Origin of the sequence: Yersinia sp. FDAARGOS_228 (assembly GCF_002073315.2) — a bacterium.
In the GTDB taxonomy this organism is placed as follows: Bacteria; Pseudomonadota; Gammaproteobacteria; order Enterobacterales; family Enterobacteriaceae; genus Yersinia; species Yersinia intermedia.
Window position 1 is genome coordinate 4,566,490 of the sequence record NZ_CP020409.2, and the last position, 21,592, is coordinate 4,588,081.

Sequence of the window (21,592 nt, forward strand, 5' to 3'; positions counted from 1 at the left end):
AATTATTATGGGGTTAGATATTATTACTCAGAGTCTATAAGCAAAAAAATCCGGCCCATAATATATGAGCCGGATTTCAATATTTCTCTGCGATACCCGATAAACCGGATATGCTTAATCAGCAATAGCCGTAATTCATCAGACGCTGATAACGACGATTCAATAACTCTTCGTCATTCAAAACATCCAGATCACTAAGATCAGCCAACAATTGCGCCTTCAAAGAAGCAGCAATAGCGATGTAATCACGGTGCGCGCCGCCTAAAGGTTCAGGGATAACCGAGTCAATCATCTTTAATTCTTTCAGACGATGAGCCGTGATACCCATAGCTTCTGCGGCTAATGGTGCTTTATCGGCACTTTTCCACAGAATAGAAGCGCAACCCTCTGGGGAGATAACGGAATAGGTGCTGTATTGCAGCATATTCACTTTATCGCCAACACCAATGGCTAATGCACCGCCTGAACCACCTTCACCAATGACGGTACAAACAATAGGTACATTCAGACGTGACATCTCGCGCAGGTTACGTGCGATGGCTTCAGACTGGCCACGCTCTTCTGCACCAACACCGGGATACGCCCCAGGTGTATCAATGAAAGTAATGATTGGCAGCTTAAAGCGCTCAGCCATCTCCATCAGACGCAGTGCCTTACGATAACCTTCTGGTGCCGGCATACCAAAGTTACGACGAATTTTCTCTTTGGTTTCGCGGCCTTTTTGATGACCAATGATCATCACCGGGCGACCTTCCAGACGAGCAATACCACCGACAATAGCTTTGTCGTCGGCATATGCGCGATCACCCGCCAGTTCTTCGAAATCAGTAAAGATATTAGCGATATAATCCAGGGTATAAGGACGACGAGGGTGGCGTGCCAGTTGGGCAATCTGCCATGCGCCAAGGTCCGAGAAAATTTTACGCGTCAGCTCAAGACTTTTCTCTCGCAGACGCTGGACCTCTTCATCCAGATTAATATCTAATTTTTCGTCTTGACGGCTGACTGCAGTCAGCGAGTCAATTTTCGCTTCCAGCTCTGCAATCGGCTGTTCAAAATCAAGAAAATTCAGACTCATAGCATTCCTATTTTAGTCAAATTCCAGTTCCACCTGTTCATTACCTACCAGCGTTCGCAAATCTATCAATAAGCGATCGGTGGGCGTCACGCGCCATGTGGCTCCAAACCGCAGCCGGGCGCGAGCATCTTCCCGTTGGTAATAAAGATGCACTGGGATCGTCCCCGCTCGATGGGGTTCCAACGACTGACGGAGACGGTTCAAAAGCTGGTCATCAATTTGCCTGTCGGTCAGCGATATAGCAAGCCCACGGGCATATTTTTCACGAGCTTCACTGATGTCCATTAACTCACGGGCGGTCATTTTAAGCCCGCCACTAAAGTCATCAAAGCTGACCTGTCCAGTAGCTATCAGGATACGGTCTTTTTCCAATAAATGCTGATATTTTTCCAATGCATCGGTGAATAGCATCACCTCCAGACGCCCGGAGCGGTCATCCAAAGTACAAATACCAATGCGATTCCCGCGTTTTGTTACCATAACCCTTGCAGCGATTACCAGCCCTACCGCAGTGGTCATTTTGCCCCGATCCGTCGGATGCATATCTTTCAAACGCTGCCCGCCGGCATAACGTTCTATTTCCTTTAGATATTGGGTAATCGGGTGGCCGGTTAGGTATAACCCCAGCGTTTCCCGCTCACCGTCTAAAACAATTTGTTCCTGCCACGGCGGCACATTAGCATAAGATTGCTCAACCTGCTCAGGTGCATCAGCCAATACGCCAAACATATCTGCCTGACCGATGGCCTCAGCCTTCGCATGTTGGTCTGCGGCTTTCAACGCTTCGCCTAATGAACTCATTAACGCGGCACGGTGCGGCCCCAAACGGTCAAAAGCACCCGACATGATCAACTTTTCTAAGATCCGCCGGTTCAGTTTTTTCGTATCGACGCGCGCACATAAATCAAACAAATCTTTGAAGTGGCCGCCCTCTTTACGCGCCTCCAGAATCGCCTCAATCGGCGCTTCACCAACGCCCTTGATGGCACCAATCCCGTAAACAATTTCGCCTTCATCATTTACATGGAAATGATACAGGCCACTGTTAATTTCCGGCGGCAGAATTTTCAGCCCCATACGCCAGCATTCATCAACCAGACCAACGACTTTATCGGTGTTATCCATATCGGCGGTCATTACCGCAGCCATAAATTCAGCCGGATAGTGTGCTTTTAACCACAATGTCTGGTAAGACACCAAAGCATAAGCGGCGGAGTGAGATTTGTTAAAACCATAACCGGCAAACTTCTCTACCAGGTCAAAGATTTTAATTGCCAATTCACCGTCAACGCCCTGATTTTTTGCACCATCTTCGAATACCGAGCGCTGTTTAGCCATCTCTGCCGGGTTTTTCTTACCCATAGCGCGGCGCAACATATCAGCGCCGCCAAGGGAGTAACCAGACAGAACCTGCGCAATCTGCATCACCTGTTCCTGATACAGGATGATGCCGTAAGTCGGCTCCAGTACCGGTTTCAGGGACTCATGTTGCCATTCGATATCAGGGTAAGACAGTGCTTCACGGCCATGTTTACGGTCAATAAAGTTATCTACCATCCCTGATTGCAGCGGGCCGGGGCGGAATAATGCCACCAATGCTATCATATCCTCGAAGCAGTCAGGCTTCAGCCGCTTGATCAAATCCTTCATTCCTCTGGATTCGAGCTGGAATACTGCCGTCGTTTCCGAACGTTGCAGCATATCGAAGCTTTTCTTATCTTCCAGCGGAATAGAGGCGATATCTATCGGTTCTAGCCCAGTTTTGGCGCGCTTGGCATTGATCATCTCCAGCGCCCAATTAATGATAGTTAGCGTACGCAAACCGAGGAAGTCAAACTTCACCAGACCGGCATATTCCACATCATTTTTATCGAACTGAGTAACCGGGTTTTTGCCTTCCGCATCACAATAGAGCGGCGCAAAATCAGTAATTTTGGTCGGCGCGATAACCACCCCACCGGCGTGTTTCCCAGCGTTACGCGTTACCCCTTCCAGCTTACGCGCCATATCAATCAGCGCCCTAACCTCTTCATCTGCCTCATAAATTTCAGGCAGTTGCGGCTCAGCGGCAAACGCCTTTTCCAGCGTCATTCCTGGATCAGGCGGTACCAATTTTGAGATTCGGTCAACAAAGCCATAAGGGTGGCCCAAAACGCGGCCCACATCGCGGATAACCGCTTTGGCAGCCATAGTACCGAAGGTAATAATCTGAGAAACAGCATCGCGGCCATACATTTCGGCCACATGTTCAATCACCAGATCGCGTTTCTCCATACAGAAGTCAACGTCGAAGTCAGGCATTGATACACGTTCGGGGTTAAGGAAACGTTCGAACAGCAGGTCAAATTCCAGCGGATCCAGATCGGTAATTTTCAGCGCATAAGCCACCAGAGAACCCGCACCTGAGCCTCGCCCTGGCCCTACCGGAACACCATTATCTTTCGACCACTGGATAAACTCCATTACTATCAAGAAGTAACCTGGAAAACCCATCTGGTTGATAACTTTCAGCTCAATATCGAGCCGCTCGTCATATTCTGGCCGTTTTTGCACCCGTACTTCAGGATCGGGGAAGAGAAACTCCAGGCGTTCCTCCAAACCTTGCTTAGATTTTTCTACCAGAAAATCTTCCGTGCTCATCTCACCGGTAGGGAACTGCGGTAAAAAATATTCCCCAAGGCGGATGGTAACGTTACAACGTTTGGCTATTTCAACACTATTGATCAACGCTTCAGGAATATCCGCAAACAGCTCACACATCTGTTCTTCATCGCGCATAAACTGTTGCGGGCTATAATTTTTAGGCCGCTTAGGATCGACCAATGTAAATCCATCGTGAATAGCAACGCGGATCTCATGAGCGTCAAAGTCAGACTCAGCGATAAAACGCACATCATTAGTCGCAACAACGGGCAATCCGCGCTCAGTCGCTAAAGTGACTGCCGCATGAAGATAGTTCTCTTCATCTGGCCGACCGGTACGGATTAGCTCCAAATAGTAACTGCCAGGGAAGTGCTCTTGATAAAATTCAAGGCACTGGTCAACCTGAGCCTGATTACCGCGCAGCATAAACTTGCCGACATCCCCCATCCGGCCACCGGATAGCAGAATCAACCCTTCTTTATGCTTGATAAGCCAATCGCGATCAATGATCGGGCCAGCAGCGCCATAACCACGCTGGTAAGCTTCGGAGATCAATAAGGTGAGGTTTTGGTAACCTTCATTATTGCGTGCCAACACGGTGAGGTGAGCCAACTCATCCCCCAAGATTTCACTTTGCACGTAGAAATCTGCGCCAATGATGGGTTTAATCCCAGCACCGTGGGCGCTACCGTAGAATTTCACCAAACCACAAAGGTTAGTAAAGTCAGTAATGGCCAGAGCGGGCATACCTAACGCAGCAGCTCTCTTCACCAAGGGTACAATCTTGGCTAATCCATCGATCATGGAATAATCGCTGTGAACACGCAGGTGGACAAAACGAGGTTCGGCCATATCCAGACACCAGAAATTAGTGGATTGAATCATATCCCCGGTAGTTTATAACCGAGGCATCATATCTCTATACCCGTGCTACTTAACGTTGCAGCAATGTTAGCCGCACTCAGTCATCCGAATCACTTACCGTCTTGCACTCATCGGTATTTATTCGTTTGCAGCCTACCTGCAACACTAAGTATTTTGGGTATGTATGTCATGAGGGTACTATGCTGCTTACGCCAAGCCCAGAACACGCTTAACCGGGCCAAAGCTACGCCGATGGTGTTCTGTCGCCCCTAAAGCCACCAATCTCTCTAGATGGAGAGCTGTTGGATACCCTTTGTGCTGCGCAAAACCATATTCGGGGAAAATGAGATCCAGTTCAGTCATTTCACGATCACGGGTCACTTTAGCCAGAATAGATGCGGCACTGATCTCCGCGACTCGGCTGTCCCCTTTTACGACGGCCAGCGAAGGCATTGCCAGTTTTGGGCAACGGTTACCATCAATCAGCACATAATCGGGTACGATATGCAATCCGGCTACCGCTCTTTGCATTGCCAACATTGTTGCATGCAATATATTTAGGTGATCAATCTCTTCTGGCTCAGCGCGACCAAGGCTCCATGACAGTGCCTTATCAGTAATTTCGTCATAAAGTGACAAACGGCGCTTCTCACTCAGTTTTTTCGAGTCCGCCAGACCGACAATTGGCCGTTTTGGATCGAGAATAACCGCCGCAGTAACAACCGCGCCCACTAATGGGCCACGGCCAACTTCATCCACACCGGCAATCAAATTCGCCTGCGGGTATATAAAAATATCAGTCATCGACCTGCTAACTCCAATACCGCTTGTGCTGCCTGTTTATCTGCGCCACAACGGATGCTCTGATGCAAAATCAGGAAACGTTCTTTTAACGCCTCAACTGCATCGCCACCTTGCAACAGCGGTAACAACGCATCGGCTAATTTTTGTGGTTGGCACTCTTGCTGCAACAATTCTGTCACCAGCTCTTCGCCTGCCAACAGATTCGGTAATGAAACATAAGGGGTTTTGACTAATCGTTCTGCCAGCCAGAAAGTGAAAGGTTTCATACGGTAACCGACCACCATTGGGCATTTCGCTAACATACATTCCAACGCAGCAGTACCAGAGGCCAGCAAGGTAGCATCGCTGGCAATCATCGCCACACGGGCATTGCCATCTAATAAATGAACGGGTAAGTCAGGGGCAACTTCAGCTTTGATTCGCTCAAACTGCTCACGGCGCTTGCTGTTAACCAATGGAACCAGCACTTCCAGTTCAGGCAGTTGTTGCCTCAAGATAACAGCGGTACGCAGAAAGTCGGCACTGAGCATTTCTACTTCTGAATGGCGACTACCCGGCAACAGGGCCAGACATGGCGCCTGTAGCGCAAGCCCCAATTCTGCTCTTGCCGCTTGCTTATCTGGTATTAAGGGCATGGCATCGGCCATGGTATGGCCAATAAAGCGGCATGGAACATTAAAACGATCGTAAAACGCTTTTTCAAAAGGAAGAAAAGCCAGCACCATATCGGTCGCTTTACCAATTTTGAAAACACGTTTTTGTCGCCAGGCCCAAACAGATGGGCTGACATAATGAATAGTTCGGATGCCGCGCTGCTTCAAACGCCCTTCAAGGGTGATATTGAAATCAGGTGCATCGATACCCACGAAAACATCCGGGGAGAGTTCACTAAAGCGTTGGGTCAGATCTTTGCGGATCTTGAGCAACCGTGGCAGGCGTTCTAATACTTCAACAACGCCCATCACTGCCAACTCTTCCATCTCGTACCAGGCTTCACATCCCTCAGCTTGCATCAGCGGCCCAGCAACACCAACAAAGCGGGCATCGGGTACCTGAGCTTTCAGCGCACGAATTAATCCAGCGCCTAAGATGTCGCCGGAAGTTTCTCCGGCCACTAAACCGATAGTTAAAGGACGCCTGGCATACGACGGACAATCAACAGCTAATGGGCTATTTTGCATAAGTTAGCGAATAATACCGCGAGTAGAGCGCGCAAAGAAATCACTGAATGCCTTAACCGCCGGAGCTTGCTCCGCCAATTCGGCAATTTCTGGTTTCACTTCATCCAGCGTCCGACCACTGCGGTACAACAACTTGTAAGCATTACGGATCGCATGAAGTGATTCTTTGTCAAAACCGCGACGCTTTAACCCTTCAATATTGATACCAAATGGTGTTGCATGATTACCCTGAGCAATGACATAAGGAGGCACATCCTGAGCAACCCCTGAACAACCGCCTACCATCACATGCGCACCAATCACGCAGAATTGATGGATAGCAGTCATACCGCCAATAATGGCATAGTCGTCAATTTCCACATGACCACCCAAAGTTGCATTGTTCGCAAGAATGCAACGATCACCAATGATACAGTCATGGGCGATATGAGCATTAATCATCAGTAAATTGTCGCTACCTACTTTAGTTAATCCACCACCTTGAACCGTACCACGGTGGATAGAAACACTTTCACGGATACGGTTACGTGAACCGATCTCAACGCGAGTAGGCTCGCCTGCATATTTCAGATCCTGATTCGCCTCGCCAATAGAGGCAAATTGATAAATCTGATTATCGCAGCCGATCTTGGTTATACCATTAACGACGACATGGGATTTCAGTTCCGTGCCAGCGCCAATTTCCACCTGAGATCCGACAAAGCAGAAGGGGCCAATACGAACGCCGGCACCAATAATGGCACCTTCTTCGACGATAGAACTTGGATGGATAATGGCGGTTTTGTCAATCACGTATCAGGACTCCTTAACGGCTGGTTCTGCAACAACAGATTTAGCAGCAACAGCTTCTGCTGGCGGGGTTGCTGGTTTGCTACGGGCACACATCATCGTGGCAGTACAAACAATTTCACCATCGACTTTCGCAACACCGGTAAAACGGGTCAGACCACGGCGTTCTTTAACGAACTGAACTTCCATGATCATTTGATCACCAGGTACTACCGGACGTTTGAAGCGAGCTTCATCAATGCCAGCAAAATAATAAAGTTCGCCCGGCTCAAGTTTACCACGGCTTTTAAATGCCAGAATACCGGTAGCCTGCGCCATCGCTTCTAAAATCAACACACCAGGGAAGATAGGCTTACCTGGGAAATGGCCTTGGAAAAATGGCTCGTTGAAAGAGACGTTCTTCACTGCACGCAGAAATTTACCTTCCTCGAAATCAAGGACACGATCTACCAGCAAGAACGGAAAACGGTGCGGGAGTAGATCCAAAATCTCTTCAATATGCAGAGTATGAGTGTCAGTAGTCAAAATACTCTTCCTGTCTAAAAAACTAATGCTATCAACAACACGGCCTGCACTGCCCCAAAAGGGAGGCATTAGGCAGGCCGCAAATTAGGAACTCTGTATACCCTTAGAACTTGAAGCTACAACGGCGTTAACTGCGCATATTTACCTGACTCGCTCGACTGCGTAAGTTCATCAAGATTCTTTGCTTTGCCAGGCTGCAACAGCAATTTCTTTAAGTATCTACTTTGGCATCAACTGCCAGTAAGCTTAATTATTGACTCAGAGTGTCGGTCTTGAGTGACTATTCTTTATCGATTTTACGCTCAATAGCTTTTAAGCGTTTATTAATCCCATCAATATTCATCACTAAAGCAGCGGTCTTGCGCCAAACTTTATTCGGTTGTAACGGAATGCCGGAGGAGTATAACCCAGGTTCAGTGATTGGACGCATCACCATTCCCATTCCAGTGATTGTGACTTTGTCACAAATCTCCATATGACCATTGATCACACTCGCGCCGCCTATCATACAATAGCGGCCAACTTTCAGACTGCCTGCCATGATAACACCACCCGCAACTGCGGTATTGTCGCCAATCACAACGTTATGTGCAATCTGACATTGGTTATCAATGATGACACCATTACCAATAATAGTATTATCTAGTGCACCACGGTCAATCGTTGTACAAGCACCAATCTCAACACGGTCACCAATATGCACCGAACCGAGCTGTGGAATTTTTATCCAGTTGCCGCGATCATTTGCATAACCAAAACCATCTGCACCAATGACCGTACCGGATTGAATCAGACAATTTTGCCCAATAACAATTTCATGATAAACGGAAACATTGGCCCACAAACGGCTACCTGCACCAATGTGAGTGTTCTTACCAATAAAGCAGCCAGCACCGATAACTACGTTATCGCCGAGCATAACGCCGGACTCTATTACTGCATTTGCACCAATAGAAACCCCCTCGCCCAACGTTGCCTGCGAAGAGATAACCGCGCTCGGCGCAATATCCTGAGCCGGTTGAGGCGTGGTATCCATTATCTGAGCCATACGTGCATAGGTTAAATAAGGATTTTTAACCACTAAAGCCGCAGATTTACAGAAAGGTAAATCAGCTTCAGTCAACACCACCGCACCGGCATTACAAGTAGCAAGTTGTTCTTGATAGCGGCTGTTTGACAAAAACGTGATTTGTGAAGGCTCGGCAGAATGCATAGAAGCGATGCCGGTGATGACGAGCTCGCCATCACCGTACACCTGTGCATCCAACTGCTGGGCTAAATCAGCCAGTCGAATTGAAGGCATGTTTTATTTAACCTGTTTCAGCACGTCAGCAGTGATGTCTTTAGAAGAGTCTGCATATGCAACAGCATTTGCATCAATCACCACATCATAACCGCCTTTGCTAGCAACAGATTTAACAGCATCCTGAATACGGCTCAGAATTTTGTTACGCTCTTCCATCTGACGACGGCGATTGTCTTGCTCAAAAGCCTGGGCTTTAGTAGAGAAAGTTTCACGCTGTTTCATTACGTCGCTTTCCAGCTTGGTACGATCACTGGCTTTCATGGTAGAGCCGTCACGTTGCAGCTTCTGCATTTTAGTTTGCAGGTCGCGCTCCATTCCTTGCAGTTCGGTTGCTCGGCCTTTGAATTCATTCTCCAATTGCTTAGCTACGGTTTCACGCGCAGGTAATTGTTGGAAAATGCTGGAAACGTTAACAATAGCAATCTTGTCAGCGGCTTGAACGCTGGCAGAAGCTGCCAATGCTAAACCAAGACCTGCGGCACACAACCACTTTTTCACTATAAACTCCTTACCATTACCCGTTTGTGTCAGAGACACCTTGAAGTGCACTTAATACTGAATAATGCCTAAAATAGCGCCAAACTCATTAGCGCTACCTTAGGTTATTTCAACTACCAGTGCTGTCTTTAAAATTCAGAACTACTTTGCCAATCAATTACCAAGTCTTACCAATGTTAAACTGGAATTGCTCTGACTTATCACCTTCGTAATCTTTAACCGGTTTAGCATATGAGAACACTAATGGACCCAATGGCGACATCCATTGTAATGACACACCGGCAGACACACGAATATTACTCGCTGTACTGTAATCAGGAATACCCGCAGCCCGTGTTGCTGCTGTGTTTTCCCAATTAGTATCCCATACCGTACCTGAGTCAATGAAGAAGGAGGTCCGCACAGAGTTTGAGTATTTTTCACTGATAAACGGTGTCGGTGTAATCAGTTCTAAACTGGCCACCGCCATCGCGTTACCACCGACAGCATCTGTAGAGTCTCTGATGGTCCCATTAGCATTATAGTATGCCGCTTTAGGACCGATATTGTTTGATCGGAAACCACGGACAGTACTGGAACCACCGGCATAGAAGTTCTCATAGAATGGCATCTCTTTCGAACCGATGCCGTCACCATAACCCAAGCGACCACGGCCTAAGAGCACCCATGAATGATCTTCATCTAACGGCTGGTAAGCAGATGTATCGAAAGTGATTTTATAGAACTCGTTATCAGAACCAGGCACCGTCACTTTGGTGTTAACAGATGATTTCACCCCTGAAGTTGGGAAGAAACCACGGTCAAGGTTGTTATAAGTCCAACCCAGATTCAGTGTGAAGTCATCCGCCGTGAAGCTGGCACGATCAGTCAGATTAGGATCTTGACCAACAGAGTCAAGATATCGCCACATAGCAACTTGTGGTTCCATGTCAGACAAATCGTTATGGACGTAACCTAAACCAACACGCAATGAGTTATTCTCATTGATTGGGAAGCCTAAAGTACCGTCAACACCGTAACTGCTGTTGGTATAGCCCGACAGGTCTGCGTTATCTGCTTTAAAGTCATTATAGAAGATACGCCCACCCAGACTTACACCATCTACAGTGAAGTAAGGGTCAGTTAAGGTAAACTCAGCATAAGTCTGATAGTCGTTCTTCGTACCATTAATACCTACGGTATTACCAGTACCCAACCAGTTGTCTTGCTGAACCCCAACCTGGAAGCTAACACCACTTTCAGTACCGTAACCGATACCAAAGTTTAGACTACCGGTATTGCGTTCTTTGACTTTGTAAGTGACATCGACCTGATCGGCAGTTCCTGGAACACGCTGAGTTTCAACATCAACTGTTTCGAAATAGCCCAAACGGTTCAAACGTTCTTTGCCCGCTTCAACCTGATCATTACCCAACCATGCACCTTCCATCTGGCGCATTTCACGGCGCAATACGGAATCTTTACTGGTGTCATTACCTTCGAAACGAACATTGCGTACATAGAAACGGTTACCCGCATCTACATTGATATGCAGTTTGACTGTTTTATCAGCATCGTTAATTTCTGGTTGAGAAACCACACGTGGATAGGCATAGCCATAACGGCCCAACATCTTTTTGATGCCTTCTTCCATGCGTGTGACTTTACTGCCGTTATACAATTCACCCGGCTCAATCGCGACCAGCTTATCCGCGTCAGATTGATGCCCAGCAAGATTACCGCTCACAACAACGCTATTAAGCTTGTATTGATCGCCTTCGGTAATGTTGATGGTGATGTAGATGCCTTTTTTATCTGGCGTCAAACTCACCTGAGTAGAATCGATGTTAAATCGGGCATAACCGCGATCTAAGTAGAAGCTGCGCAAGATTTCGAGGTCACCGGCTAGCTTCTGCTTCTGATATTTACGATCGCCAACCACGTTCCACCATGGCACTTCATCACGCAATTGGAAGCGTGAGATAAGTTCATCAGTTGTGAAACTGTGGTTACCTACGATGTTGATCTGCTGAATTTTTGCAGAGACACCTTCGGTAAAGACCAGTTTGAGATCGACGCGATTACGTGGCAGTGGTGTAACAACAGCTTTCACTGAAGCGCTGTATTTACCGACACTGTAGTAGAAATCTTCGAGTCCTTTTTCAATGCTGGATATAGTGGTACGGTCCAGGGCTTCGCCAACCCGGACGCCAGAGGCTTCCAGATTCTGCTTAAGCATGTCATCTTTCACCGCTTTATTACCGGAGAAAGTGATGCTGGCAATCGTTGGGCGTTCTTTGACTTGAACAATCAGCGTATCACCATCGCGCAGGACACGAACGTCCTCGAAGTTGCCTGTAGCAAACAACGCACGGATAGTTTTACCGATGTCATCATCACTGACGGTATCGCCTACGCGAACCGGCATATTAAGTAACGCCGCACCGACGGCGACCCGTTGCAGGCCTTCGAAATGAATATCTTTCACTACGAACCCGTCTGCACCGTATACGGTGGCGCTGCCAAACAGCAGCGACGCTATGAGCAACTTTTTCATCGCCATCGTTGTTATGCGTTCTTCCTAACCTATCTCCAGCCGTTAAAGACGGGAGAAATCATTGAAAAGTGCAAGCCCCATTAATAACACCAGCAAAATCGAGCCGATGCGATAACTGAAGTCCTGTACTCGCTCAGAAACCGGCCCACCCTTCAGCTTTTCTATCGCCAGGAAGAGCAGATGTCCACCATCTAATACCGGTAACGGGAACAAATTGATAATGCCCAAGTTGACACTGATTAGTGCCAAAAACATCAGGTAATACACCAACCCGTACTCAGCCGAAACCCCAGCGCCTTGTGCAATAGATATCGGGCCACTCAGGTTATTCAGTTTAACATCACCAGTAATCAGTTTACCCAACATGTTTACCGTCAACCGCATCAACTGCCAGGTTTTATCCCCAGCTTGGTAGAGTGCTGTGAACGGGCCATATTGGCGAATCGTTCTATATTCATCCGGAAGCGGTATAACTTTCGGCACTACACCCGCAAAACCTTCACTGCGGTTTTCTCCAACCGATTTTGTATCTGGTATCAAGGTTAAAGACAAGGGGGTACCACCCCTTTCAATATCTAACACCAGTGGCTTACCGGGGTTATCACGAACCTGTAAAACAAATGTTTGCCAACGGTCCAGTGGCTGACCACCAACTTTAACGATCCTATCCCCCGCTTGTAAACCTGCCTTTTGTGCTGCAGACCCGGTTTGAACTTCGGCCAAGACGGATTCAATTTGTGGGCCACGTGGAATAATACCCAGCGCAACCACAGGATCTTGCTTATCAGGCTCAAACTGCCATTGTTGCAAATCCAGTGTCTTTTGCACCACATTGGCAGAACCAAATGGCGCAACACCCACCTGCGTTTGCTTGTCACCAATTTTACCGACGAGGGCCAAACGAACAGAATCCCAGTCAGGCGTTTCGATACCATCTACTGACTTAAGTTCCATTCCCGGTGAAATATTGGCTTGTGCAGCAATGGATTGTGGCGAAATATCACCCACTACCGGGCGCACACTTGGCACACCAATGATAAACACTAGCCAGTAAGCAATGACAGCAAAAAGGAAGTTAGCAATAGGGCCAGCGCTGACGATTGCCGCGCGTTGTAAAACGGTTTTATTGTTGAAAGATTGATGACGAAGCTCAGGAGCAACAGCCTCAACGCGTTCATCCAACATCTTAACATAGCCGCCCAGCGGGATAAGGGCGATAACATACTCGGTACCTTGGCGATCAGTCCGGCGCCACAGCGCTTTACCAAAACCAATCGAAAAGCGTTCGACACGGACACCACAGCGCCGCGCCACCCAAAAGTGGCCGAACTCATGCACTGTAATTAAGATCCCCAGTGCGATAATAAACGCGGCCAGGCTCCAGAGTATGCTCATCATATTCCCTAAACTCCCCGTCAGTGACGGATTAAAACACTAACAGCATTAAGCAGGCAAATACCGGCACAGCTGCGGTCAGGCTATCGATACGATCCAGTATCCCACCATGACCAGGAATCAGATGACCACTGTCTTTGATTCCCGCTTCACGTTTAAACATACTTTCGGTCAAATCGCCAAGTACCGAGGCCAATGCAGCAACCACGGAACAGATTAACAGTATTTCCGGGATGATATCCAACGGAGCGTAACGACCGAACAACCATGATATCAGAGCTGATGTCAGTAAACCGCCAATTAATCCTTCCCACGTTTTACCTGGTGAGACTTTAGGCGCTAATTTATGTTTACCGAACAACTTACCAAACATGTAAGCACCAGAATCCGCCCCCCACACCAGAAGCATCACATACAGCAGCCACCAGGCACCGATATGGTGGTTCTGCTCATAGCCATACTGACGCAATGCCACCATGCCCCAAAAGAAGGGCACAATCGTCAGAATGCCGAAAATTATACGTAAGAGACGTGAATCGCGCCACAACGCCGCAGAGCGTGGGTAGGTAAGCACCAACAGCAATGCTGCGACCCACCAGCCCATAGAGAGCCAGAGAGGAACGCTCACTTGTGGAAGATGAGCTGAATGCTGATAAGCCGGAAGGCTAAGCAGCATTAGAACAAGTAGAAAACCACAAAGTATGGCTAACCAAATACGCTGAGAACGACTGGCAAACCCGGCTAATTGCCCCCACTCCCAAGCTGCAAGCATGCAGACAACGAGAGTAACAATAGCAAAACCAACCGGCGGAAGCAGGAACAGGGCACCAATAACAACCGGAATCAAAATCAAAGCAGTTATGAGACGATACTTCAGCAAAAGTTCCCCCTAGGATGCAGTGGCATCAATAGGTGTAGTTCCCCCGAAGCGACGCTCGCGTTGTGCAAATGCATTCAGCGCACCTTCAAAGACATGTTCATCAAAATCAGGCCAGAGTACATCAGTAAAGTAAAGTTCTGCATAGGCAATTTGCCATAATAAGAAATTACTGATGCGATGTTCACCACCGGTTCTGATCACTAAATCCACCTCAGATTGCTCATGCAGGCAGATATGCGAGTTTAGCGATTCTTCACAGATATCTGTGGGTTGCAATTCCCCTTGCTGTACTTGTTCAGCTAACTGGCGCACACCCTGAATAATATCCCAACGGCCACCATAATTGGCAGCAATGTTGAGTTTCAGACCGTCATTATTGGCAGTTAGCGCTTCTGAGCGACGGATCCGTTGTTGCAAACGTTCACTAAATCGACTGATATCACCAATGACAGATAAACGAACATTATGTTTATGCAGACTTTTTACTTCACTGTCCAGCGCACGAACGAAAAGCTCCATCAGAGCGGTAACTTCCTGAGCAGGGCGATTCCAGTTTTCACTACTGAAAGCATAAAGCGTGAGCGCATCCAAATGATGATTGGCAGCAAAACTTACGGCACGACGAACTGACTTCACTCCCGCTTTATGACCGAAAACCCTTAATTTACCCCGATTTTTAGCCCAACGACCATTACCATCCATAATGATAGCAACATGGCGTGGAACCAGGAGGGACAAGTTAGCCCTATCTTCATTTACAGACGACATAATGCGAACTCATTTCCTCAATAAATCAATTGTTCGTCCCGAACATTAGGCAGTAAGCCCACAAAAAAAGCCGTGTACCAAGTCACGGCTTCTTAAGTGACAGCCAAAATAGACGGTTTAAATACCTATTGGGCCACTAATCAACAGTCTATCTATCCATTGACGGTGCAGACTATACCATCTCAGCCTTGCCCTAACAAATTCCCACAACAGCCAATACTGCTTAATTATTCAATTTTTCTATTGCTTGAGCTGCCGAATCACGGGCTTTACGATCAATCACCAGCACTTCATCCACACTTGCGGGTTCAGCCAATGATAAATGCTCCACAACCATACGATTGACTACTGCAATATCAGTGAAACGAATGCGTGAATCTAAAAATGCCATAACAGATATTTCGTTCGCGGCATTCAGCGCCGTCGTAGCAGCCTGCCCCGCATTACTGGCATCGATTGCCAGTTTTAGGCAAGGATAGCGCTGATAATCCGGTGCAGCGAACGTCAGTTCGCGTATCTGGCAGAAATCGAGTGGTGCAACACCAGAATTCACCCGCATTGGGTACGCCATGGCATGTGCAATCGGTGTACGCATGTCTGGGGTGCCCATTTGGGCCAGTACACTACCATCGTGATAGCGCACCATCGAGTGAATGACGGACTGAGGATGCAGGATAACTTCGACCTGCTCTGCACTGGCATTAAATAACCAACGCGCTTCGATATACTCCAGCCCTTTGTTCATCATCGTCGCCGAGTCGACCGAAATTTTGCGCCCCATAGACCAATTAGGGTGAGCGCAAGCTTGATCCGGTGTGACATCAGCAAATTGCGATAAAGGCATTTCACGCAGTGGGCCACCAGAGCCAGTTAAAATAATACGCGAGACGCCATTCTCACTCAGTGAAGAGTAGCCTAGTTTACGCTGAATTTTCTCAGGTAAACTCTGAAAAATCGCATTATGTTCGCTGTCGATTGGCAACAGTTGTGCATGGTTGTGTTTCACTTCATCCATGAAAAGCTTGCCGCAGGTAATCAGTGACTCTTTATTAGCCAGTAATACCTGTTTACCCGCACGGATAGCCGCTAAGGTAGAAGACAAACCGGCCACACCAACAATAGCCGCCATGACTTGATCGACATCATCTAAAGCAGCCAACTCACCTGCTGCTTTTTCACCATGAAAAACTTCGGTTTTCGAGCCATATTCAGCCAATAACTGACGCAACGCTTTGGCCGAGCTTTCATCTGACATCGCCGCATAGCGAGGAGAAAACTCAAGACATTGTTTTGCCATCTGTTCGACATTGCGACCAGCCACAAGTGCAGTAACGTTGAATAATTCGGGATTAGCGCGGACAACACCCAAAGTGCTGTTACCGATGGAGCCAGTAGAACCAAGAATAGTCAGTTGCTTCATGAGAGTGCTCTGAATAACTGTTTTTATGATAGGCAAGAACATAACCGACCTGAATAACAGGCGGTCTAATAACTATCCTCGGCCCAATTTTATAGCGTATTACTGCCGATATCACATTACGCTGCGCGCATATTGAATCGGCAAAATAGTGATCCTGCTAAAAACAAAGCGCCACCTAAGCGACGCTCTATTTTTGCTAATCAAGGATTAGAAATCCATCAATTCGGCTTCTTTAGCCGCTAATGCAGCATCAACTTTCTTGATGAAGGCATCGGTCAGCTTTTGTACATCGTCTTGAGAACGGCGGTCTTCGTCTTCACTGATCTCTTTATCTTTCAGCAAAGTTTTCACTTTTTCGTTAGCATCACGGCGCACGTTACGAATCGATACACGCCCCTGCTCTGCTTCTGCGCGAACAACTTTGATCAAGTCTTTACGGCGCTCTTCAGTCAATGCTGGCAGTGGAACACGAATAACGGTACCCGCGGAAGAAGGATTCAGCCCTAAATCGGAGGTCATGATCGCTTTCTCAACTGCTGCGCTAAGGCTGCGGTCAAACACGGTCAATGCCAGAGTACGGGAGTCTTCAACCACAATGTTAGCCAACTGGCGCAATGGCGTAGCAGTGCCATAATACTCAACCTGAATGCCATCAAGAATACTTGGAGAAGCACGACCGGTACGGATCTTACTGATATGGTTTTGGAAAGCTTCAAAGCATTTTTCCATACGCACTTCAGTATCTTTTCTAATTTCGTTAATCACGTTGTGAACCCTTGGAAACTGGTTACTTGGCAGGCCATAGCATGAGTATAGCCGGTGAATATACAAACCAACAGTTGCAGGCATTGGGGGCATATCTGAAAGCCGCATGCCCCTGATAATACAGGCTGCCGCTTATTTAGCGATCGATGTCACTTCTTTAGTGATCAACGTCCCTTCATTCTCACCCATCACCACGCGACGCAGAGCGCCAGGTTTGTTCATATTGAAAACACGAATTGGCAAATTATGATCACGGGCCAAAGTGAAGGCCGCCAGATCCATAACTTTTAGCTCGCGCTCCAGAACATCCTGATAGGTTAGCTGTTCGTACAGTGTTGCGTCAGGGTTTTTAACCGGATCTGCGGAGTAAACGCCATCAACTTTCGTCGCCTTCAATACGACATCAGCTTCGATCTCAATACCACGCAGACACGCCGCAGAATCTGTAGTGAAGAAAGGATTACCCGTGCCTGCGGCAAAAATCACCACACGGTTATGACGCAGCAAGCTGATCGCTTCAGCCCAACTGTAATTGTCACACACACCGTTAAGTGGAATAGCAGACATCAGACGGGCGTTCACATAGGCACGGTGCAGTGCATCTCGCATTGCCAGGCCGTTCATTACGGTAGCCAGCATTCCCATGTGGTCGCCCACTACGCGGTTCATCCCAGCCTGTGCCAAACCGGCACCGCGGAATAAGTTACCACCGCCAATGACCACACCGACCTGAATGCCCAATTCAACCAGCTCTTTAACTTCTTGAGCCATGCGATCCAAAACGCTTGCGTCGATACCAAAACCTTCTGCGCCTTGCAGGGCTTCGCCGCTAAGTTTAAGCAGGATACGCTGATATACGGGTTTTGCATTGGTTGCCATGGTGTTCTGTCCTAAGCAGCAGTAATAAGTATTGGGGGCTTAACCGTCAGATATTCAAAGCAATACTGCACTGAAAACTGACTGGACTAAGCTTATACTCTACATAATTCGAGTTGCAGGAAGATAATAACTGAGCGAATCCTCAGGAGCTTACATAGTAAGTGGCTGAGGTGAACGAAAGCAGTCAACACACCTGTAACTTGAAGTATGACGGGTATAGAGTAGATAAAATGGAACCGCCTATTGGCGGCCCCATTTTTAGCATTAAGACTGTTTACTCATTGCTGCAACTTCAGCAGCAAAGTCAGTCTCAACTTTCTCAATGCCTTCGCCCACTTCGAAGCGGATGAAGTTTGTAACGTCAGCTTTGTTCTCTTTCAACAAATCACCAACTGTTTTGCTTGGGTCCATAACGAAGTTCTGACCAGTCAGAGAAACTTCGCCGGTGAACTTACGCATACGGCCTTCAACCATCTTCTCAGCAATTTCACGTGGTTTGCCGGATTCGATAGCAATGTCCAACTGGATTTGGTGCTCGCGAGCAACAACTTCAGCAGGAACATCGTCTGGCTTAACATATTCTGGTTTGCTTGCAGCAATGTGCATAGCAATGTGCTTAACCAGCTCTTCATCAGCGCCAGTTGCTGCAACCATAACGCCGATACGAGCGCCGTGCAGATAAGTACCCAGAACATCGCCTTCCAGAGCAGCAATACGACGAATGTTGATGTTCTCGCCGATTTTAGCGACCAGATTGGCGCGTTGTTCTTCAAACTTAGCTTTCAGAACGTCGATATTAGTGATTTTGTCAGCCAGAGCTGCGTTGATAACTTCTTCGCCAAATGCTTTAAAGCCAGCATCTTTAGCAACGAAGTCAGTTTCGCAGTTCAGTTCCAGAATCACACCGAATTTGCCGTCGGCTGAAAGTTGAGCCAGGATGATGCCTTCAGCAGCGATACGGCCTGCTTTCTTGGCCGCTTTAGCCTGACCAGATTTACGCATATTGTCGATGGCAAGCTCGATGTCGCCGTTAGCTTCAACCAACGCCTTTTTACATTCCATCATGCCTGCGGCAGTACGCTCACGCAGTTCTTTTACCAAAGCAGCGGTAATAGCAACCATTTAAATTTCCTCGGTTCTCTTGTGAAAACAAGATCTCACATTAGATACGCAAAGGGGGCCTATAAAAGGCCCCCTAACCAACATATTTCAATACCTGGTTAATAAGGGCTCCAACGAGCCTGACTTATTATTCAGCTTCTACGAAGCTTTCTTCCGCTTGAACGGCCAGATCTTGAGAACGACCTTCAGTGACGGCAGTAGCAACGGCGTTCAGGTACAGTTTAACTGCACGGATCGCGTCATCGTTACCTGGGATGATGAAGTCAACGCCATCTGGATCGGAGTTAGTATCAACGATAGAGAATACCGGGATACCCAGGTTGTTAGCTTCTTTGATAGCGATGTGTTCGTGATCAGCATCAACAACAAACAGAGCGTCTGGTAAACCGCCCATGTCTTTGATACCGCCCAGGCTGTTTTCCAGCTTGTTCAGTTCACGAGTACGCATCAGCGCTTCTTTTTTGGTCAGCTTGTCAAAGGTGCCGTCTTGAGACTGGATTTCCAAATCTTTCAAACGTTTGATGGACTGACGAACAGTTTTCCAGTTAGTCAGCATCCCGCCCAACCAGCGATGGTTCACGAAGAACTGGTCGCAGTTGTTGGCAGCGTCTTTTACCGCTTCGCTTGCTGCGCGTTTAGTACCAACGAACAAGATCTTACCTTTACGGGAAGAGATCTTTTTCAATTCAGCCAGAGCTTCGTTGAACAATGGTACGGTCTTTTCCAGGTTGATGATGTGAACTTTGTTACGTGCGCCGAAGATGAAAGGCTTCATTTTCGGGTTCCAGTAACGGGTCTGGTGACCGAAGTGAACACCGGCCTGGAGCATGTCGCGCATGGAAACAGTTGCCATGATTAAAACCTCTATAGTATCAGTTGGGGTTATGCCTCCACGTGCCCCATAACGCCGACCCCATAAGAAATTGATAATCATCAAAAACTTTAGGGCACCCCGGCGTATGTGTCGACACGTGTGTGTTATTTACACATATGAGTGCGATTGGTATTACTCAGCTAAACAGCCACCTGCCATCATAACATGCCCCGAAATCGGGTTTGAAACGACAACATAATAGTGCGGTTTGCCGGCGCGCTTTATACCATAAACAGCCACAACACACCAACTTTTGTTGCATTTAGTGTCGTCACTGCAAACGAAAGTTTGGCAGCAAATTGCTGGGCTGGTACCATTAGCGGCAGATTATTTAGGGTATATGATATTTATTACCTGCTTATTCATATTACGGCGGCTGGTTGGTACTCACAGCCCCTACGGACACTTTTGCATGGCAATCTCAATAAAAACACCTGAAGATATTCAAAAAATGCGCGTTGCTGGCCGCTTGGCTGCTGAAGTGCTGGAGATCATTGAACCTCACGTAAAACCGGGGGTAACCACCGGTGAACTCGATCGTATCTGCCACGACCATATCACCAACCACCAACAGGCTATCTCTGCTTGCCTGGGTTACCACGGTTTTCCTAAATCGGTCTGTATCTCCGTTAATGAAGTAATTTGTCACGGTATTCCAAGTGACGAGAAAGTGTTGAAAGACGGCGACATCGTCAATATCGACGTGACTGTTATTAAAGACGGTTTCCATGGCGATACATCAAAAATGTTTATCGTCGGCAAACCAACCATTTTGGGTGAGCGCCTGTGCCGTATTACTCAAGAGAGCCTGTATCTGGCAATCAAAATGGTCAAACCGGGTATCCGCCTGCGCACTCTGGGTAAAGAGATCCAGAAATTTGTGGAAGCAGAAAACTTTTCTGTGGTGCGTGAATATTGTGGTCACGGTATTGGCGAAGGTTTCCATGAAGAGCCACAAGTGCTGCACTACGATGCAGACGACGGTGGCGTAATCCTGCAAACGGGTATGGCTTTCACCATTGAGCCTATGGTCAACGCAGGGGATTACCGAATTCGTACCATGAAAGATGGCTGGACAGTAAAAACTAAAGATCGCAGCTTGTCGGCACAGTATGAGCATACTATTGTGGTAACCGATAACGGCTGCGAAATAATGACGTTGCGAAAGGATGACACCATCCCCAACATCATAACGCACGAGTAATAATGACAAGCCGGCAGCCGCCGGCTTTTTTATGGGCTGCGTCTTTTGATCAGGTCGCATT

The 21,592-nt window shown here is 47.6% G+C and carries 18 protein-coding genes; 1 reads left to right on the plus strand and 17 read right to left on the minus strand.

The window, feature by feature from the left end:
* Nucleotides 1-118: 118 nt before the first annotated feature.
* The 17 genes from accA to rpsB form a co-directional block, all read right to left on the minus strand.
* Nucleotides 119-1,078 carry an acetyl-CoA carboxylase carboxyl transferase subunit alpha gene (accA, locus tag A6J67_RS21390; RefSeq protein ID WP_005185685.1) on the minus strand — a complete coding sequence of 320 codons (960 nt, stop codon included), beginning with the start codon at nucleotides 1,076-1,078 and terminating at the stop codon, nucleotides 119-121.
* A gap of 12 nt (nucleotides 1,079-1,090) precedes the next feature.
* Complete coding sequence (gene dnaE / locus A6J67_RS21395; RefSeq protein WP_080608420.1) at nucleotides 1,091-4,573, minus strand: DNA polymerase III subunit alpha; 3,483 nt, start codon at nucleotides 4,571-4,573, stop codon at nucleotides 1,091-1,093.
* 219 nt (nucleotides 4,574-4,792) lie between these two features.
* A complete protein-coding gene (gene rnhB / locus A6J67_RS21400) occupies nucleotides 4,793-5,389 on the minus strand; it encodes a ribonuclease HII (RefSeq protein WP_042569234.1) in 597 nt (198 codons plus the stop codon).
* Complete coding sequence (gene lpxB / locus A6J67_RS21405; RefSeq protein ID WP_050073642.1) at nucleotides 5,386-6,570, minus strand: lipid-A-disaccharide synthase; 1,185 nt, start codon at nucleotides 6,568-6,570, stop codon at nucleotides 5,386-5,388. Before lpxB ends, rnhB begins: the two co-directional genes overlap by 4 nt.
* Before the next feature lie 3 nt (nucleotides 6,571-6,573).
* Entirely contained in the window at nucleotides 6,574-7,362 is a 789-nt protein-coding gene (lpxA, locus tag A6J67_RS21410) for an acyl-ACP--UDP-N-acetylglucosamine O-acyltransferase (protein ID WP_005185694.1), read from the minus strand.
* A 3-nt stretch (nucleotides 7,363-7,365) separates the two neighbouring features.
* Nucleotides 7,366-7,884 carry a 3-hydroxyacyl-ACP dehydratase FabZ gene (fabZ, locus tag A6J67_RS21415; protein WP_032906549.1) on the minus strand — a complete coding sequence of 173 codons (519 nt, stop codon included), beginning with the start codon at nucleotides 7,882-7,884 and terminating at the stop codon, nucleotides 7,366-7,368.
* A 280-nt stretch (nucleotides 7,885-8,164) separates the two neighbouring features.
* The gene (gene lpxD / locus A6J67_RS21420; protein WP_005185708.1) at nucleotides 8,165-9,187 is read right to left on the minus strand and encodes a UDP-3-O-(3-hydroxymyristoyl)glucosamine N-acyltransferase; all 1,023 of its coding nucleotides are present in this window, start codon (nucleotides 9,185-9,187) and stop codon (nucleotides 8,165-8,167) included.
* A gap of 3 nt (nucleotides 9,188-9,190) precedes the next feature.
* Nucleotides 9,191-9,688, minus strand: coding sequence for a molecular chaperone Skp (skp, locus tag A6J67_RS21425; RefSeq protein WP_032906505.1), 498 nt, complete (start codon nucleotides 9,686-9,688; stop codon nucleotides 9,191-9,193).
* 157 nt (nucleotides 9,689-9,845) lie between these two features.
* Entirely contained in the window at nucleotides 9,846-12,230 is a 2,385-nt protein-coding gene (bamA, locus tag A6J67_RS21430; protein WP_005185712.1) for an outer membrane protein assembly factor BamA, read from the minus strand.
* A gap of 36 nt (nucleotides 12,231-12,266) precedes the next feature.
* Complete coding sequence (rseP, locus tag A6J67_RS21435; protein WP_005185714.1) at nucleotides 12,267-13,622, minus strand: sigma E protease regulator RseP; 1,356 nt, start codon at nucleotides 13,620-13,622, stop codon at nucleotides 12,267-12,269.
* A gap of 28 nt (nucleotides 13,623-13,650) precedes the next feature.
* On the minus strand, nucleotides 13,651-14,499 hold the full coding sequence (cdsA, locus tag A6J67_RS21440) for a phosphatidate cytidylyltransferase (RefSeq protein WP_032906506.1): 849 nt from the start codon (nucleotides 14,497-14,499) through the stop codon (nucleotides 13,651-13,653).
* 9 nt (nucleotides 14,500-14,508) lie between these two features.
* The gene (gene ispU, locus A6J67_RS21445; protein WP_032906507.1) at nucleotides 14,509-15,267 is read right to left on the minus strand and encodes a (2E,6E)-farnesyl-diphosphate-specific ditrans,polycis-undecaprenyl-diphosphate synthase; all 759 of its coding nucleotides are present in this window, start codon (nucleotides 15,265-15,267) and stop codon (nucleotides 14,509-14,511) included.
* A gap of 223 nt (nucleotides 15,268-15,490) precedes the next feature.
* Entirely contained in the window at nucleotides 15,491-16,687 is a 1,197-nt protein-coding gene (gene ispC, locus A6J67_RS21450; protein ID WP_005185725.1) for a 1-deoxy-D-xylulose-5-phosphate reductoisomerase, read from the minus strand.
* Between the two features lie 207 nt (nucleotides 16,688-16,894).
* Nucleotides 16,895-17,452 (minus strand): ribosome recycling factor, encoded by a 558-nt coding sequence (gene frr / locus A6J67_RS21455; protein ID WP_080608421.1) that lies wholly within the window; start codon nucleotides 17,450-17,452, stop codon nucleotides 16,895-16,897.
* A gap of 132 nt (nucleotides 17,453-17,584) precedes the next feature.
* The gene (gene pyrH, locus A6J67_RS21460) at nucleotides 17,585-18,331 is read right to left on the minus strand and encodes a UMP kinase (protein ID WP_005185746.1); all 747 of its coding nucleotides are present in this window, start codon (nucleotides 18,329-18,331) and stop codon (nucleotides 17,585-17,587) included.
* Between the two features lie 264 nt (nucleotides 18,332-18,595).
* The gene (gene tsf, locus A6J67_RS21465; protein ID WP_005185754.1) at nucleotides 18,596-19,453 is read right to left on the minus strand and encodes a translation elongation factor Ts; all 858 of its coding nucleotides are present in this window, start codon (nucleotides 19,451-19,453) and stop codon (nucleotides 18,596-18,598) included.
* Between the two features lie 127 nt (nucleotides 19,454-19,580).
* Entirely contained in the window at nucleotides 19,581-20,306 is a 726-nt protein-coding gene (gene rpsB / locus A6J67_RS21470) for a 30S ribosomal protein S2 (RefSeq protein ID WP_005185764.1), read from the minus strand.
* Nucleotides 20,307-20,739: 433 nt separating this feature from the next.
* Between rpsB and map the strand changes: the two genes are divergently transcribed.
* Complete coding sequence (map, locus tag A6J67_RS21475) at nucleotides 20,740-21,531, plus strand: type I methionyl aminopeptidase (RefSeq protein WP_032906509.1); 792 nt, start codon at nucleotides 20,740-20,742, stop codon at nucleotides 21,529-21,531.
* Nucleotides 21,532-21,592 lie beyond the last annotated feature (61 nt).

Coding starts and splice junctions, on each gene's coding strand:
- lpxD (WP_005185708.1), bottom strand. CDS start 9,187: ATGCCTTCAATTCGACTGGCTGATTTAGCCCAGCAGTTGGATGCACAG.
- pyrH (WP_005185746.1), bottom strand. CDS start 18,331: ATGGCAACCAATGCAAAACCCGTATATCAGCGTATCCTGCTTAAACTT.
- accA (WP_005185685.1), bottom strand. CDS start 1,078: ATGAGTCTGAATTTTCTTGATTTTGAACAGCCGATTGCAGAGCTGGAA.
- rseP (WP_005185714.1), bottom strand. CDS start 13,622: ATGATGAGCATACTCTGGAGCCTGGCCGCGTTTATTATCGCACTGGGG.
- dnaE (WP_080608420.1), bottom strand. CDS start 4,573: ATGGCCGAACCTCGTTTTGTCCACCTGCGTGTTCACAGCGATTATTCC.
- lpxB (WP_050073642.1), bottom strand. CDS start 6,570: ATGCAAAATAGCCCATTAGCTGTTGATTGTCCGTCGTATGCCAGGCGT.
- ispU (WP_032906507.1), bottom strand. CDS start 15,267: ATGTCGTCTGTAAATGAAGATAGGGCTAACTTGTCCCTCCTGGTTCCA.
- rnhB (WP_042569234.1), bottom strand. CDS start 5,389: ATGACTGATATTTTTATATACCCGCAGGCGAATTTGATTGCCGGTGTG.
- tsf (WP_005185754.1), bottom strand. CDS start 19,453: ATGGTTGCTATTACCGCTGCTTTGGTAAAAGAACTGCGTGAGCGTACT.
- ispC (WP_005185725.1), bottom strand. CDS start 16,687: ATGAAGCAACTGACTATTCTTGGTTCTACTGGCTCCATCGGTAACAGC.
- rpsB (WP_005185764.1), bottom strand. CDS start 20,306: ATGGCAACTGTTTCCATGCGCGACATGCTCCAGGCCGGTGTTCACTTC.
- bamA (WP_005185712.1), bottom strand. CDS start 12,230: ATGGCGATGAAAAAGTTGCTCATAGCGTCGCTGCTGTTTGGCAGCGCC.
- map (WP_032906509.1), top strand. CDS start 20,740: ATGGCAATCTCAATAAAAACACCTGAAGATATTCAAAAAATGCGCGTT.